This window comes from uncultured Cetobacterium sp. (genome assembly GCF_947072685.1).
Classification (GTDB): Bacteria; Fusobacteriota; Fusobacteriia; order Fusobacteriales; family Fusobacteriaceae; genus Cetobacterium_A.
In genome coordinates, this window is record NZ_CAMTIK010000019.1 from 1 (window position 1) to 15,375 (window position 15,375).

Sequence of the window (15,375 nt, forward strand, 5' to 3'; positions counted from 1 at the left end):
GTTGCTTCCGCAACTTTCTGACTATTTTCTCTATTCGGTTGTTAATGTCCTTCTGATTAAAATTAAGTGGTGCGAGAGGAGGGACTTGAACCCTCACGTCGAAACGCCAGATCCTAAGTCTGGTGCGTCTGCCAATTCCGCCACCCTCGCTTATTTATGGTGCCGCTTATCGGAGTCGAACCAATCACCTACTGATTACAAGTCAGTTGCTCTACCAGATGAGCTAAAGCGGCTTTTTATTAAATTAATGGTGGTGAGAGAAGGATTCGAACCTTCGAAGGCAGAGCCGTCAGATTTACAGTCTGATCCCTTTGGCCGCTCGGGAACCTCACCAAATTTTATTAAGTTGTATGGTACCCCGTAGGGGAATCGAACCCCTGTTTATAGAGTGAAAATCTATTGTCCTAACCGTTGAACGAACGGGGCAAAATATATTGGCTGGGGTGGCTGGATTCGAACCAACGCATGACGGAGTCAAAGTCCGTTGCCTTACCGCTTGGCGACACCCCATTAAATGGTCGGAATAGCAAGATTCGAACTTGCGGCCCCCTGCTCCCAAGGCAGGTGCGCTACCGGACTGCGCTATATTCCGTACTCTATTATTTTTGTCAGTTTTGTCCGCTGACAAAAATAATAGTATCATAAAATTTAAATCGTGTCAATAAGATTTTTTTATTTTTTTATCAATTTTTTTTTATCAATTTTTTCTTACTTATTATTACTATCATTTTTAAATGAAAACTATATGTTACTTAGAACTTTAGGTTATTTAAATAATTCATAATATATTATTTTTTAATGTATTCTAAAGAATAAATATTGTTGTCATTATTATTTTACTATAGTGTTTTATCAATTTATTTAATTATTTCTAAGATTTAATAATATATAGATTTAGTGTAATCAAAAGTTTTATAAATTAGAATAGATTGATTTTTAAGATTAAGAAATAAAATCATTTTAATATTGCTAAAATTAATTTTAAATTAAAGATTTATTCTGTTTATAGTTGTTTTTTTTGTTTATAGTTGTTTTATATTGTTGTCAGAAATAATTTTTTTGGAATTATAGCGTGAAACATTAGAAGAATTAAGTGTTTTATATGTGAATAAGGGAAAAATATCATGACCGTAGGTGTTGTATATCTATAGACGTAGGTGTTGTATATCTATAGACGTAGATGCTGTATTTAAAAGACGTAGGTGTTGTATATCTATAGACGTAGGTGTTGTATTTTAAAAAGTTAAAAAAATATCCTTTAGTGCTGTGCTTTTTTTGAAATATTTACAAGCCAAGTGGTCAAAAATAGAATTTTAAAAAACAATATTTTTTATACAACAGAAGAGTCAAAATAACTTGTTTTTTTCAGAAATTTCATGTAAAATATACAACATATAAGGGCAGTTGAATTGAAATATACAACATATAAGGACTGGTGAAAATGAAAAAATTAAAAAAATTTGAGATTCCTATGAACCAGATAATAGATACAGGACCTAGTGAAATTGTTGAAAAATTTTTGGATGTTTCGGAAATTGAAAATGAAAAAAACCACAGTTTAGTTAGAATAGATATAAATATGATAGAATATCCACTTTTTACAAAAAGTACAAGTAAAAAGAAAAATCAAATTATAAGATATTTTTTTAATAGATCAAAAGAAGCATATATACAAGTAAATCCTACATCAGGAGACTATATACCTGGAGAACTTGAGGAAAGAGTTTTTATAGCATTATTAAAAATAATGAGAGATAAGAGATATAATAGCACTTTTTATACAACAGTTAGCGAAATTCTGACAAGTATGGGAATTGTACAGGATTCTTTTAAAGGTTTTTATGGAAGAATATCAAAGGCTTTAGTTAGATTATCTCAGACTAGTTACACATTTAAAAATTCCTTGTACTCAAATAAAATAAAAGGAATAATAGAGGAGCAAATAAATACGAATATAATGAATATACATATGATTTCGATGAGACAGGCACATGAATCGGAAAAAGAATTGTTTATAGATAGAAGGATAAAAGAAATTATAAAGGTTTCAATCTCAGAACATTTTTATGATAATATAATAAGAAAAGGGTATCTAGTATATGATTCTCAGTTGTTATTAAGTATGGAGAATCCAATAACAAGAGCACTGTATATGCTGATAAATAAATTAAGATTTAATAGGATGTATATAAAAGTACTTTCAATAAATCTAATAAAAAGAATTCCTTTAAGTGAAAATATTCAGAAAATAGGAAGAACAATTAAAGTGATAGAAAAAAGTTGTGAGGATTTAAAAAAAATGAATTTAATCACAGATTATAAAATTATAAAAAATAGTAAATGGATAGAGTCTGAATTTGAATTTTATTTCAATGAAAGTCATAATGCTCTTAAACAAACATATTTTTATGATGATAAAAATCATTTTGATAATCTATTGATAACCCATACAGATAGTGGTGTAGATCTACCAAATGATGGGAATAAACATTTTGAAGCAGTGAAAGCAGAGACAATAGATAGAATTCCAACAAATGAAAAGTTAGAGGAAATATTAAAAATACTACCCCCAAAAGCGAGGGAATTAAAAACACTGCCTAAAGTGATTAAAGATAGCATACGTCAATATGGTTTTGAACATATTAGACTAGTGGCCGAATATATGAAGATTCAAAAAGTCGGAAATATAAGAAGCTATATGATTCAAGCACTTTTAAAAGGTTGGGCAGATGATTATATAATGCAAAAACAAAAGAATAATACAGCAAAAGCGGGCAAGAATGAAAATTTAAAGTTAATTGAAGTATTGGAAGAAGATACTAGAGAAGTTGAAATAACAGAATATGATATTGAAATTAAAAACTTTATTGATAGTTTGGACTTAAAAAACAAACAAAATTTAGAAGACCAAGTATATAAAGATTATATAAAAATGTGTGGTTCAGAAGGCAAAATTCAAAAAATGGCCTTTAGTGCAGCAAAAGATAAATTAATAAAAGATTATGTTTCAAAGAATTTCGAGAATATTACAGCAGAAGTGGCAAAAAATAAAAAAGATAGCCTGGAAATAGAAATTATCCCTAAAGAATCAAGCAATATAAAGAAAATAATAAATACAATAGAAGTGGACATAAACGAAACTCAAGACATAAAACCACTATATATAGAGAAAATAGAAGTTAAAAAACAGATTACAGCAGAAATGGCTATAAATAGAAATGTAGAAATAAGGAAAATTTATAGGAATATGTCGATGTTTCAACTCGATATACTAGATATTTTAGAGGGAGAAAATATAAAAGAGGTTAATAAAATAATAAGACTCTTAAATATAACAAAATTTTTTGAGGGAGAATTAGGAAAATTGCATATAATACTAGAATATGATGAAGATGGAGAAAGTTATATAAAAGTAACTCAGGTAACTGCTTAATTTTGGATTATTATAGTTGTGGCCAAAAATAGATAGAACAGGAAAAGGACTTGTGTGCTGTGTGAACTATCACCACCCTAACAGAGGAAGAGGTTTTCACAGAGTGTTTTGATAAAAAGTTAGTTATAAAAAAGATAGGAGGTCATTACAACTTATAAAGTGTAATAACCTCCTATTTATTAGTCAACAAGAGAGTTGATATATTTAATTCTGCTATCAGATAGTTTGTAATCAAATGATTGTGTTGTATCATCTACTTTTACTGTTACTAGGTAGATACCTTCTTTAACTTCATCCATAGCTATAATTTCAAAATTTTCAACATCAAGTTTTTCTGAAATTGAGTCGAGAAAGTCATCTTCAAACTCGAATTCAAAATACTCGTTGTTATGTTCTATAACATAGTTAAAATCAATAAAATTTAATAGTTTCATATTTAGCCTTCCCTTAATAGTTTTTATTTATATAAATCAAGGTCTAAAAGAAGAGACTTGATTTCATTGTTTAAAGTTTCAATTTTATTATAAACTGCTTTAGCTTTAATTGAATCCAAAGAGGATGTTTCAATTTTATTTTCAATTAAAGTAGAAATATTAGAATTAAGTTTGTTGAATAATTTTTCAATATTATTTAAATTTTGATTGCTATTTTTATTAGACACCAATCCCTCTTTTAGTGAAATATATTCTTTTCGTGTTTTTATTTGTTTGGATAAAACAGCTTTAACCAAATCTTGATTAGCATTTGGAGAAGAAACTTCATAAGTTAATGAGAGAGGAAGAGATTCAAAATAAGCTTGATCTTCTAAAGATAGACAATTAGTTTTTAGAAATCTAAAACGATTAATAAGTCTTTCAGCACTTTTTTTTCCGACTTTAATATGTTCTAGCCAAATTCCGAAAGTACCCGTTTTATTACTTGCATATTTTTCATTAGCCTCTAATAGAATTTCACCAGCTTTAGAATGATATTGACTTTTAACAAGATTTAAAAGGGATTCATATTTTATCAAGTCAGATTTCATTTCATCGTCCTGAATATCATCATAATTAAAAAGGAGTTCATTTGTAGATAGAAAATCATTTTCAATAACTGTGATTTCAAACTCTTTGCTTTCAATAGAATCTTTTAGTTCTTCTTTTTTTTTAAAAGAATCTTTTTTTAACCTGTCTAAAACACTATTTTTTTTATTAATCATTGATTATTCCCCCAATTATATCTCCATAAAGACCCTGCAATTCTTCAGCTTTTTTTGATTGAGTTTCCCAAATTGTTTTCCCTTTTTCAGAGAGTTGCTCTTCTATAACACTTTCAGGAATAGGATTAGTTAAAACCACGCCAGTATTATCAAAAAAATCAGTTAAATTTCTAAAATATTCTTTTGAAATTTTTGTACTTCTATATAAGTTAGGAACAATTTGAGTTATTTTATCTCCTTCAGCTTTTTCAATTAATCTAGTTATACCTGCTGTACTAAGTTTATCAAGTTTTATAGGAACGATAATTTCATCAGTGATTTCCAGGATAACATCGTTTAATATATTAAAGACAGGTGCACAATCAACAACAATGTAGTCATAAGAATCTTTTAGTTGAGTAAAAGTACTTTTTATTTTATTCTTTAAATTGATACCAAAAATATCTGTTTCTACAGGGAAATAATCTAAATTTTCTCTGATTTTTATTTTTATTTCATTCCCTGTTTGAACAAAAGATTTGAAACCCTTACCACCTTCGAACCACCCACCCAAAAGAATTAGGCTATCATTTTGAGCATCAGAAGTAATTAAAGCAGTTTTAAATTCAAGCATTGCTAATCCATGAGCAATGTTCTTAGAAAGCGTAGATTTTCCAACGCCCCCTTTGTTGTTTTTAATAGTTATTATTTTCCCCATCACCAACGTTACCTTCTAAAGTTAAAGTAACGCTTTTCACCTCCTTTTATAGTAATAGTATAAATTAAAAAGTAGAAATAATCAATTTTTTTATCAAGAATTTAGAGGAAGAGAAATTAAAAGACGACAATTTGTCGCAATTAAAAGGAGAGAAATTAAAAGACGACAATTTGTCGCAATTAAAAGGAGAGAAATTAAAAGACGACAATTTGTCGCAATAAGAAAAGTAATATGATATAATAGTAATAAAATTAAAAAGAGGTAAATATGGAATTTAAAGCATTAGAAAAAATAGAATTAATGAAGTTTTTAATTGAAAACTTAAAAAAACAAAGTAGAACTAATATAAAAACTTTATTATCAAAGGAACAAATATTAGTTAACGGAAAAGTAGAGAGACAATATAATTATCTTTTATCTAAAGATGATATAGTGACTGTTGATTGGAACAAAAATAGAAATGATAAAACGCCTAAAGGAATCAGAGTAATTTATGAAGATAAATCTATTATAGTGGTAGAAAAAGAAAGTGGTATATTGTCTATATCTACAGAAAACAAGAAGAATGAAAGAACAGTATATAAACTGCTTATGGATTATGTTAAGGGAAGAAATGAGAGAGATAGAGTTTTTATTGTTCATAGATTAGATAAGGATACTTCAGGTGTTATGCTCTTTGCAAAAACAGAAGAAATAAAAACAGAACTTCAAGAAAATTGGAAAGATATTGTAAAAGAGAGAGAGTATGCTGTTATTGTTGAGGGTATTTTAAAGAGTAAAACAGGACAGGTTAAATCATATTTAAAAGACAATAAAGCATTTGTAACATACTCTGTAAAAGATGATAAAACTGGTGGAAAATTGGCAGTAACAAATTATAGAGTAGAAAAAACAAAAGGTAAGTTTACATATTTAAAAGCGTTATTAGAAACAGGAAGAAAAAATCAAATAAGAGTTCATATGAGTGATATTGGGCATCCAGTTATAGGGGATAAAAAATATGGAGCTCAAACTAATCCAATTAAAAGATTAGGTCTTCATGCTCATACTTTAAAATTCATACATCCTGTAACAAAGCAAGAGATGTGTTTTACTTCGGATATTCCTCAAGAGTTTAAAAGAATCATAGGAGAGTAATTTTATGTTGAGATTAGATGATTTGAATTTTTTAAAAATCAAAATAGAGGAACACCCAACAAAAAAAATGAAATTGGAGTTCTTAGATAAACCTAATGCCATAGCCGCACTAGTTTTAAATGAACAAGAGACAGAAGTTTTACTGGTAGAACAGTATAGACCTGGAGTGAGAGGAAAATTATTAGAGATACCAGCAGGAATAATTGAGAGTGGTGAGAGTCCTTTGAGCACTCTATATAGAGAGATTAGAGAAGAAACAGGCTATGAAAAAGAATGTTACAATATCATATATAGTCCTGAAAAAGGATTGGTTTTATCTCCCGGATATACAACTGAATCATTGTATATTTTCATAGTTAAGCTGAAATCTGAATTTGAAAAAGTGAAGGATTTGATTTTAGATGAAGGAGAGGATATTGAATGTATTTGGATGGATTTAAATAAAGTTCTTGAAAATACAACAGATTTTAAAACTCACTATGCAATAAACCTATATAAAAGTTTATAAAAAATACCCATCGATCAATTGGTCGATGGGTATTTTTTTTAAATATTTAAAAATTGAAAATATTCGATAGCCTCTTTTAAATGACGAATACCTTCGGTTATTTCTTTTTTTGTAATTCTAGAGAAATTTAATTTAATATAGTTATCAAATGATTCAGAGTAGTTGTATCCAGGAACAATTCCAACTCCAGAAAGTAAAAGTTTGTTATAAAGAGATTTTGAAGATATATTTTCAGGGAGCTTTATCCAAAGAGAGCATCCACCACAAGGGATCGAAAAATGAATATCATCAATTTTATTTAACTCTTGGATAAGTAAAGCTTGAATATTTTTAAAAGATTTTCTTGAGGAGGACATATGTCTTTCAATTAATCCTTCTTTTAATAAATATGCAAAAGCCTTTTGGTATAAAGTTGAAGTATTTGAATCAGATAAAATCTTATTATTCAAGAAACTATTTAAAATTTGTTCTGGAATAATGGCAAATCCCAATCTGAACCCAGGCATAAATATCTTTGAAAAACTTTTAATATAAATGACTCGGTTATTAATATCCAAAGATTTTAAAGAATGTGGAGGATTATTGGAATAATATAAATCTGATGAAGAATCATCTTCAATAATATAAAAGTTAAAAGTTTTAGCTAAAAGTAATAAAGTTTTACTTTTTTCTAAAGAAAGAGTTATACCAGTGGGGGTTTGAAAATTAGTCATAAGATATAAAAATTTTATAGGGAATTTTAATAATATCTTTTTTAATTCTATAATATCAATGCCATCTGCTTTTAAAGGAATTTTAATAATATTTAAATTCAATTTTTTAAAAGTACTAAGAGCTCCTAAATAAGTTGGGTTTTCTACAATAATATTGTCTTTACTAAATGCCAATGTTTTAGAGATAAGATCTATTCCCTGTTGAGCTCCAGATAAAATTTGAATCGAGTTAATATTCGATGTGATATTTTGTTTATATAAATTTTTTTGAATAGTGGTTCTTAATTCAAGATTTCCAAGTGGTCCCTCATTGATTAAAGAAAGTTCTAAATCTCGATCTAAAATATAGTTTATAGCTTTTTTGATCTCCTTAACAGGAAGAAAACTGAGATTTGGAGCTGAACTTATGAAGTCAAAATAAATTTTATTTTGAGTGATTAAATTGAGATCTTCGTGTTCTATAGAATCAAATTTCAGATGAATATTTGAAAAAATAGATTTATTCACAAAAGTTCCCTTGCCTTTGTAAACCTCTATATAATTAATTTTTTCTAATTCTAGATAGGCTTTAGCTACGGTATTGGAGCTTATATTTAAGAAGCTAGAAACCTTTCTAATAGATGGTAATTGTTTATAAATTTCTTTTGTTTCAATTTTTTTTTTTAAAAAAGCAAATAATGGTATATATACAAAATTTGGGTCTGTAATTTTAAAATCATTAAAAAGTGTTTTCATCAAAGCTCCTTTGTTCAAGTGTATTAATACAGTTAGGATTATTAGTTTGAAAAACAAAAATTGATATGTGATACTAGGTTAATTATAGCATATAAATACAAAAAAACTGGGGAGGAAAATAAAAATGATTTTAAAAAAAATAAAAATATTATGTTGTTTTTTAATTTTTGCAACAATTTTATTTGGTGAAGAGAGAGGTGAGAAAAAAATAAAAATAGGTATAGGATATAGTGGACGATCATATGATCCTCATAAACATACTGATAGTGCCACGTTAGGAATAACAAAACAAATATATAGTAATTTGTTTTGTTTGAATGAAAATGGAGATATAGAGAATGAACTTGTTGATTCCTATAGTATAAATTCAGCTGGAGAGATTCAAATAAAATTAAAAAAAAATATAGTCTTTCATGATGGCGAAGAATTAGATAGTGAAATAGTAAAAAAGAGCTTAGAAAGAAATATGGAAATTCCAATAACAAAAGTTTTAGTTGAACCAATAAAAGATATTGTTATATTGGATAAATATAATTTTAAAATTGTATCTAGATATAATCCAAAAATTATATTGAATAATTTAACACATTCATCACTCGCAATAGTTAAAGAAATATCAAATAAAAATCTTGTCGGAACAGGACCATTTAAATTAAAAGAATGGAAAAACGGAGAGAAAGTAATATTATATAAAAATAAAGATTATTTTAAAGGAGAACCTAAGGTAGATGTTTTAGAGTTTGTAACAATTCCTGAAGCATCAAATAGATATATAGCTTTAGAAACAGGTGAGATTCAAATAGCTTATGACTTGGCTTCGATAGATGTAGCGAGCACAAAAAATAGAAAAGATATAAAGATAGTGAGTAAACTGTCTTATGGAACGGATTTCTTATCTATAAATACACAGAGGGCACCTTTGAATAATATAGAGATAAGAAAGGCAATAAAATATGCAATAAATAAAGAAGCAATAAATGAGGTTGTTTTTGAAAATACAGCAGAAGTGGCCAAATCTATCTTGACACCGAATACTTATGGCTATTTTAAAAATAAGGAAGAGGCAAAAGATTGTCTGGAAGAGGCAAGAAATATAATAAAAAACTATGGGGAAGCGGTATCAATTGAATTATGGGTATATGATGATTCTACTAAATATCAAATGGCTCAAGTGATTCAAGCAAATTTGAAAGATATAGGGATTGATGTAAAAATACAAACATTAGAGCTGTCAACATTTTTACAACTTACAGCTCAAGGAGAGCACGATACTTTGATAGGATTGTGGTATGCGAGTACAGGAGATGCAGACTATGGATTATATCCATTATTACATGACAGCTCAAAAGGCGCAGTTGGGAATAGAAGTTTTTATAACAACAAGGAAGTAAACAAATTGTTAGATGAAGCTAGAATAGAATCATCTCCGAAGGAAAGGTTAGCCAAATATAAAAGAGTTCAAGAGATAGTAGAAGATGAAAATCCAGTGATACCTTTGGTTCATAAAATGTATCATATAGGATTAAATAATAATATTAAAAATTTTAAATTTAATCCAAATGGCAATCATATTTTAGAAAATATTCAGGTTAATTAGAAATTAATTATTCTTCTTTATTTTTTTTAATATTATAGATATAATATTTTAAAGAATGACAAGGGGGATAAAATGATAAAAGCAATTGCACTGGATTTAGATGGGACATTATTAAACTCTAAAAAAGAGCTTTCAGAGGAAAATAAAAAAATCTTATATAAATTTTATAAAAAGAAATGTGAAATAATAATAGTTACTGGAAGGTCTTATAATGCTACAAAATTAGTTGTTGAGGAGTTAGGCTTTCCATTAACCGCAATCTGTTATAACGGGGCTAAAATTATAGATACAGAAAAAGAAGATGTGATATTTGAAAAACCATTAGATGAGCATATTGTGAAAAAATTAATAAAGTTAAGTAGAGAAACAAAGATACATTTAAACCTATATCAAGACGAGAAATGGTATGTGGAAAATATAAAAAATTGGCAGACAGACTATTATAAAAAGGCAACAAAATTGAGTCCAGAAGAAAAAGATTTCTGTACTTTTGAAACCTATTTAATGACAAAAGCACTTTTTATTGATGAGAATGTGGAGCTGAAAAAATTAGAAAAGTTGATTAAAGAGTACTTAAAACTGGATGTTTATTTAGCTTTTTCTCAAGAGCGCTACTTAGAAGTATTGGATAAAGAAGTGAATAAAGGTTTAGCTTTAGAAAAAATATTAAAATCTAAAGGAGTAAGTTTAGATGAGTGTATTGCTTTTGGAGATGCAGGGAATGATATGGAGATGATAAGTATGGTTAAATATGGCGTAGCCATGGGAAATGCTTCACAAGAATTAAAGGATAAAGCTTCTTACATAACAGATATAAATGATGAAAATGGAGTTGCTAAATTTTTAGAAAAATTTTTATAGAGAAGTGGGATTTAAAAACAATCCCACTTTTTTACTATAGATTTTCAGAAATAGCCCAAGCTATAGAATCTTTCATATTGGCAAAATTTCCAAGTCTTTTGATTTCAACCATTTCTCCAAACAATTTAACTTCAAAATTAGGTAGAGAATCAATATTTTCAGCTAAACTAACACTTCTTCTTCCAAAAGTAAGATTTCTTTTTTCTTGTTCACCATCAATAGAAAGAATTAACATTCCTTTGTTGAAACCAACTATTTGTATTTGTCCAACTTTTTCATAGAAATCATTTTCTAATCTTCTTTCTTTTCTAGATTCGGCATTAACCCTCTTATTTTCCGCTCTTCTTCTATCTTCTTTTGATTTTACAATTCTAGCAGCTTTTTTCATATTTTTAAGAGCACTATATTCAGTTCCCTTAGGCTTCGTTTTACTGATTACTTTCATACGTCACATCCTTTAATTTGTTTTTCTATCATTATATTATAAAATCTTTTACACTTTTTTACAAGTTATTTAAAAAAAAGTTTGACAAATACTGAAAAATGTTATAATAATTAATTAACGAACATGTTCACGAGAACAAAGGTGGGTAAAAAATGATAACACAATCAGAATTAGCTAAAATTTTAGGAATAACCAGAACTACTGTTGCTAGAGCTTTAAACGGCAGTAAAAATATAAAACCAGAGACTAAAGAAAGTATTTTAAGATTAGCCACAGAGTTAGGTTATGAAAAAAATTATTTAGGGAGTTCATTGGCTATAAAGGAAAAAAAAGTTATAGTGGCTCTTGTTGTAAAATCAATGAATGAAGAGTACTCAAAACAATTAAAAAATGGACTTAAGGAGTTCGAAGAGGAAGTAAAAGCATATGGAGTTAAGATAAAGATAATAGAAACAGATATTAGTGATGTAGATGCCCAAATAGAGGTGTTGAATAAAGTGCTTGAAAAGAAAATTTATGGTTTGATAATAACACCTTTGGATAAGATAAAAATAAGAAAAATATTGCAGCCTTTAAAAAATGAGATAAGTATAGTTTCCATAGGAAAACAATTATTTGAAGATGGTGTATATATAGATTCAAGATATTATAAGTCTGGAAGAATAGCAGCAGAAGTATTGGGGAATATTTCTAAAAAGGATAAAAAAATATTAATTATAGATGGTGGAGATGATAGAGTTTCTTCTAAAAAATATCTGACAGGATTTTGTGAAAAAATAGTTGAGTTAAAAAAGAATTTTGTAGGTCCTGTAGAAATAGATGATCTATTAGAAAATAAAAGTAAAATTTTAAATTATCTATCAAATGACATAGACAGTATATATGTAAATAGATTTGCACCAGAAATAATTGAATATTTAAAATCTATCAATAAAATAGATTTTAAATTTGTAACAAATGGTTTTAATCAAAAAATACGGGGATTAATACAGAGTGGTGAGATAGTAGCGACAATCTCAGAAGATTTTCAGAATCAAGGGTATACTGCTGGAAAAAGAGTATTTGAGTTATTATATAAAACAAGTTTAAAAAGACCTCAAGAATATAAAACTAAAATAGATATATTATTTAAAGAAAGTTTATATTAGTTAGTTTGAGTGTTAAAAAATAAAAAGATTATTAGAATTAAGGGAGGAATGGGTATGAAAAGAGTATTAAAAGTAGCGGGAATGACTTTAATTTTTGGAATGGCAGCATTTGGGGCAAATGAAAAAGTTTATAAATTAAAAATGGGATTAGTTGCAAACACAAGTTCAAATGAATATAAAGCGGCAGAATATTTTGCAAATAATTTAAAAGATAAGTCAAACGGGCAATTGATTGTAGATCTTTATCCAGGAGCTCAATTAGGAGATGATAGATCTATGTTAGAACAGCTCTCAGCAGGCGTTTTAGATTTAGGTTTTGCTGAAATCGGGCGATTTAATATATTTTTTCCTGAAGCTCAGCTATATTCATTACCTTATGTAATAAAAGATTTTGATCATATGAAAAAAGCAACATTCGAAACAACATTTGGAAAGAATCTTCAAAATAAAATTAATAAAAATTTAAACATTCAAATTTTATCTCAAGCATATAATGGAACAAGACAGACAACAGCTAATAGGCCAATAAATTCAATAGAAGATATGAAAGGATTAAAATTACGTGTGCCAAAAGCTGATTCAAACTTAGAATATGCAAAAAATACGGGGGCATCACCAACACCAATGGCATTTTCAGAGGTTTATTTAGCTCTTCAAACAAATTCAGTTGACGGACAAGAAAATCCATTATCAGCAATAAGAGCACAAAAGTTCTATGAAGTACAAAAAAATCTAGCTTTAACAAATCATATACTCAATGATCAACTATATCTAATAAGCGGATCAACTATGAAAAAATTACCAAAAAATTTACAAGAAATTTTAAAAACTGAAACTCAATCAGCGGCAGATTACCATACAAAATTATTTTTAGAAGAGGAAGCTGGATTATTGGATTTCTTTAAATCTCAAGGAGTAGCAATTACAAACCCAGATTTGGTACCATTTGCAAAGGCTATGCAGCCATTTTATGATGTGTATGTAAAAAATAATGGTAAATTAGGAAAAGATGGTTTAGAGGAGATCACATCAGTTAAATAGTGCAATTTAAGTAATAGGAGTTGAATATAGCATGAAGAGAATTTTAGATAACATAGAAGAAATTGTAGGAGCGATACTATTTATAGCGATGTTTTTTATATTAGTAGCACAAATAGTATCAAGACAACTATTTGATTCTCCATTGGTTTGGAGTGAAGAACTTGCAATATTATTATTCACATATATAGGAATGTTGGGTGTGAGTATTGGAGTAAAATATAGACAGCATGTTTTTATAGATTTTTTATACAATAAATTTTCAGGAACAGGATTGAAGATTGCCAACACGTTTATTCAATCGGTAGTGTTTGTATCGTTAATTTTGATGATACAGATAGGCTACAAATTATTTTTAAGAAAAAGAATATTTGAGTTGGTAGCACTAAAAATATCAGCAGGATGGATGTATGCATCCTTACCATTGATTTCATTATTGATGTTAATAAGATTTCTAGTGGTTTTAAAAGAAGATTATAAAGATGGAAAGTTTATAATTACTCCTAAAAGTGACAGAGAAGCAAGTAAAAAAGAGGCGGTGAACGAAAAATGTTAACTTTAATGACATTTCTATCTTGGTTTGGACTTATATTTATAGGTGTACCAGTTGGTTTTTCGCTTGTATTTGCAACACTGTTGTTCTTTGCATTGACTGATTGGAATGTTATTTATTTTGTGGGATCTCTTCTTGTTGACAGTTTGGATAGCTTTAGCTTATTGAGTGTACCCTTCTTTGTTTTGACAGGAGTATTGATGAATAGTTCTGGAATAACAGAAAGAATTTTTAGATTTGCTAAAGCTTTACTCGGACATTACACAGGAGGAATGGGGCATGTAAATATATTTGCAAGTCTTATATTTTCTGGAATGTCTGGATCAGCTCTAGCAGATGCTGGAGGACTGGGACAACTGGAGATAAAGGCTATGAGAGATGAGGGATATGACGATGATCTCTGTGGTGGTTTAACTGCGGCATCATGTATAATTGGACCGCTTGTACCTCCGAGTATAACTATGATTATATATGGAGTAATTGCAGATCAATCAATAGCTAGATTATTTTTGGGAGGATTTGTTCCTGGGATAATGTTAACTTTTGCACTTATGATAATGAATTATTTTATATGTAAAAAAAGAGGGTATAAAAGAGCTCCAAAGGCTTCAATGGAAGAGAGATGGATATCTTTTAAAGAATCCTTTTGGGCACTTTTAACTCCATTTATAATAATAGGTGGAATATTTTCTGGGTATTTTACACCAACAGAGGCCGCAGTTATTGCGACATGTTATTCAATGGGATTAGGATTTTTTGTATATAAAGAGTTGACAGTTTCGGGATTTGTCAAGGATGTTATTGAAACGATAAAAATAAGTGGAGTTACTGTTTTAATGATTATGGGTGTAACTTTTTTTGGACAAGTTATAGCAAGAGAGCAAATTTCTATGAAAATAGCAGAGGTGTTCTTAACATTTGGAAAATCTCCACTAATGGTTCTTATAATGATAAATTTATTATTAATTTTTTTAGGAACATTTATAGAGGCACTAGCCCTTCAAGTACTTGTGTTACCGATGTTAATACCTGTTATTATTCAGTTTGGAATAGATCCAGTATTCTTTGGAGTAATAAGTACACTTAATCTAATGATTGGTATATTGACACCACCTATGGGAATGGCCTTGTTTGTGGTGGCTCGAGTTGGAAAAATTCCAGTCAGTACAATAACTAGAGGAGTGATACCACTTTTAATTCCGATAATATTGACATTAGTTTTATTGACATTATTCCCACAGATAGTATTGTTTGTACCAAATTTAATTCTAGGAGCATAGTTTTTAAAAAATAAATTAAAATAAAAAAATTG

Annotated in this window: 14 protein-coding genes and 6 tRNA genes; 9 read left to right on the top strand and 11 right to left on the bottom strand. The window is 28.4% G+C overall.

Annotated elements, in window-relative coordinates:
* Positions 1 to 67 precede the first annotated feature (67 nt).
* The 6 genes from Q0V67_RS07545 to Q0V67_RS07570 all read right to left on the bottom strand — a co-directional run bounded on the left by Q0V67_RS07545 (position 68) and on the right by Q0V67_RS07570 (position 592).
* A tRNA-Leu gene (locus tag Q0V67_RS07545) sits at positions 68 to 150 on the bottom strand.
* Between the two features lie 7 nt (positions 151 to 157).
* Positions 158 to 233: transfer RNA gene (locus Q0V67_RS07550), tRNA-Thr, on the bottom strand.
* Between the two features lie 15 nt (positions 234 to 248).
* A tRNA-Tyr gene (locus Q0V67_RS07555) sits at positions 249 to 333 on the bottom strand.
* Positions 334 to 351: 18 nt separating this feature from the next.
* A tRNA-Glu gene (locus Q0V67_RS07560) sits at positions 352 to 426 on the bottom strand.
* A 9-nt stretch (positions 427 to 435) separates the two neighbouring features.
* Positions 436 to 510: transfer RNA gene (locus Q0V67_RS07565), tRNA-Gln, on the bottom strand.
* A 5-nt stretch (positions 511 to 515) separates the two neighbouring features.
* Positions 516 to 592 (bottom strand) — tRNA-Pro (locus Q0V67_RS07570).
* Between the two features lie 849 nt (positions 593 to 1,441).
* Here Q0V67_RS07570 and Q0V67_RS07575 point away from each other — a divergent pair.
* Positions 1,442 to 3,433 carry a hypothetical protein gene (locus tag Q0V67_RS07575; RefSeq protein ID WP_297598383.1) on the top strand — a complete coding sequence of 664 codons (1,992 nt, stop codon included), beginning with the start codon at positions 1,442 to 1,444 and terminating at the stop codon, positions 3,431 to 3,433.
* A 179-nt stretch (positions 3,434 to 3,612) separates the two neighbouring features.
* Here the strand turns inward: Q0V67_RS07575 and Q0V67_RS07580 are convergent, their stop codons facing one another.
* Genes Q0V67_RS07580 through Q0V67_RS07590 form a run of 3 tightly spaced genes read right to left on the bottom strand, consistent with a single transcriptional unit; the run spans position 3,613 to position 5,328 of the window.
* Entirely contained in the window at positions 3,613 to 3,867 is a 255-nt protein-coding gene (locus Q0V67_RS07580; RefSeq protein ID WP_297598385.1) for a hypothetical protein, read from the bottom strand.
* Positions 3,868 to 3,890: 23 nt separating this feature from the next.
* Entirely contained in the window at positions 3,891 to 4,631 is a 741-nt protein-coding gene (locus Q0V67_RS07585) for a hypothetical protein (protein WP_297598387.1), read from the bottom strand.
* Positions 4,624 to 5,328, bottom strand: coding sequence for a ParA family protein (locus tag Q0V67_RS07590; protein WP_297598389.1), 705 nt, complete (start codon positions 5,326 to 5,328; stop codon positions 4,624 to 4,626). Before Q0V67_RS07590 ends, Q0V67_RS07585 begins: the two co-directional genes overlap by 8 nt.
* Before the next feature lie 267 nt (positions 5,329 to 5,595).
* Here Q0V67_RS07590 and Q0V67_RS07595 point away from each other — a divergent pair, with 267 nt between their 5' ends.
* Both Q0V67_RS07595 and Q0V67_RS07600 read left to right on the top strand, forming a co-directional pair.
* Positions 5,596 to 6,465, top strand: a complete 870-nt coding sequence (locus Q0V67_RS07595) for an RluA family pseudouridine synthase (RefSeq protein ID WP_297598391.1) — start codon at positions 5,596 to 5,598, stop codon at positions 6,463 to 6,465.
* Positions 6,466 to 6,469: 4 nt separating this feature from the next.
* A complete protein-coding gene (locus tag Q0V67_RS07600; protein WP_297598393.1) occupies positions 6,470 to 6,973 on the top strand; it encodes an NUDIX hydrolase in 504 nt (167 codons plus the stop codon).
* Between the two features lie 38 nt (positions 6,974 to 7,011).
* On the opposite strand, the gene Q0V67_RS07605 is transcribed toward Q0V67_RS07600, so the two are convergent.
* A complete protein-coding gene (locus tag Q0V67_RS07605) occupies positions 7,012 to 8,421 on the bottom strand; it encodes a PLP-dependent aminotransferase family protein (RefSeq protein WP_297598395.1) in 1,410 nt (469 codons plus the stop codon).
* Between the two features lie 124 nt (positions 8,422 to 8,545).
* On the opposite strand from Q0V67_RS07605, the gene Q0V67_RS07610 reads away from it, so the two are divergent.
* Positions 8,546 to 10,018: an ABC transporter substrate-binding protein gene (locus Q0V67_RS07610; RefSeq protein ID WP_297598398.1), complete on the top strand. Its 1,473-nt coding sequence runs from the start codon at positions 8,546 to 8,548 to the stop codon at positions 10,016 to 10,018.
* Positions 10,019 to 10,090: 72 nt separating this feature from the next.
* Positions 10,091 to 10,879, top strand: a complete 789-nt coding sequence (locus Q0V67_RS07615) for a Cof-type HAD-IIB family hydrolase (protein WP_297598400.1) — start codon at positions 10,091 to 10,093, stop codon at positions 10,877 to 10,879.
* Between the two features lie 34 nt (positions 10,880 to 10,913).
* Here Q0V67_RS07615 and Q0V67_RS07620 read toward each other — a convergent pair whose 3' ends face one another.
* Positions 10,914 to 11,324 (bottom strand): hypothetical protein, encoded by a 411-nt coding sequence (locus Q0V67_RS07620; RefSeq protein ID WP_297598401.1) that lies wholly within the window; start codon positions 11,322 to 11,324, stop codon positions 10,914 to 10,916.
* Between the two features lie 152 nt (positions 11,325 to 11,476).
* On the opposite strand from Q0V67_RS07620, the gene Q0V67_RS07625 reads away from it, so the two are divergent.
* From Q0V67_RS07625 to Q0V67_RS07640, 4 genes are read left to right on the top strand one after another with little or no spacing between them, the layout of a single operon-like run.
* A complete protein-coding gene (locus tag Q0V67_RS07625; RefSeq protein ID WP_297598403.1) occupies positions 11,477 to 12,472 on the top strand; it encodes a LacI family DNA-binding transcriptional regulator in 996 nt (331 codons plus the stop codon).
* A 54-nt stretch (positions 12,473 to 12,526) separates the two neighbouring features.
* Entirely contained in the window at positions 12,527 to 13,513 is a 987-nt protein-coding gene (locus Q0V67_RS07630) for a sialic acid TRAP transporter substrate-binding protein SiaP (protein WP_297598405.1), read from the top strand.
* Positions 13,514 to 13,544: 31 nt separating this feature from the next.
* A complete protein-coding gene (locus tag Q0V67_RS07635; protein ID WP_297598407.1) occupies positions 13,545 to 14,066 on the top strand; it encodes a TRAP transporter small permease in 522 nt (173 codons plus the stop codon).
* Positions 14,060 to 15,343, top strand: a complete 1,284-nt coding sequence (locus Q0V67_RS07640; RefSeq protein ID WP_297598409.1) for a TRAP transporter large permease — start codon at positions 14,060 to 14,062, stop codon at positions 15,341 to 15,343. Before Q0V67_RS07635 ends, Q0V67_RS07640 begins: the two co-directional genes overlap by 7 nt.
* Positions 15,344 to 15,375 lie beyond the last annotated feature (32 nt).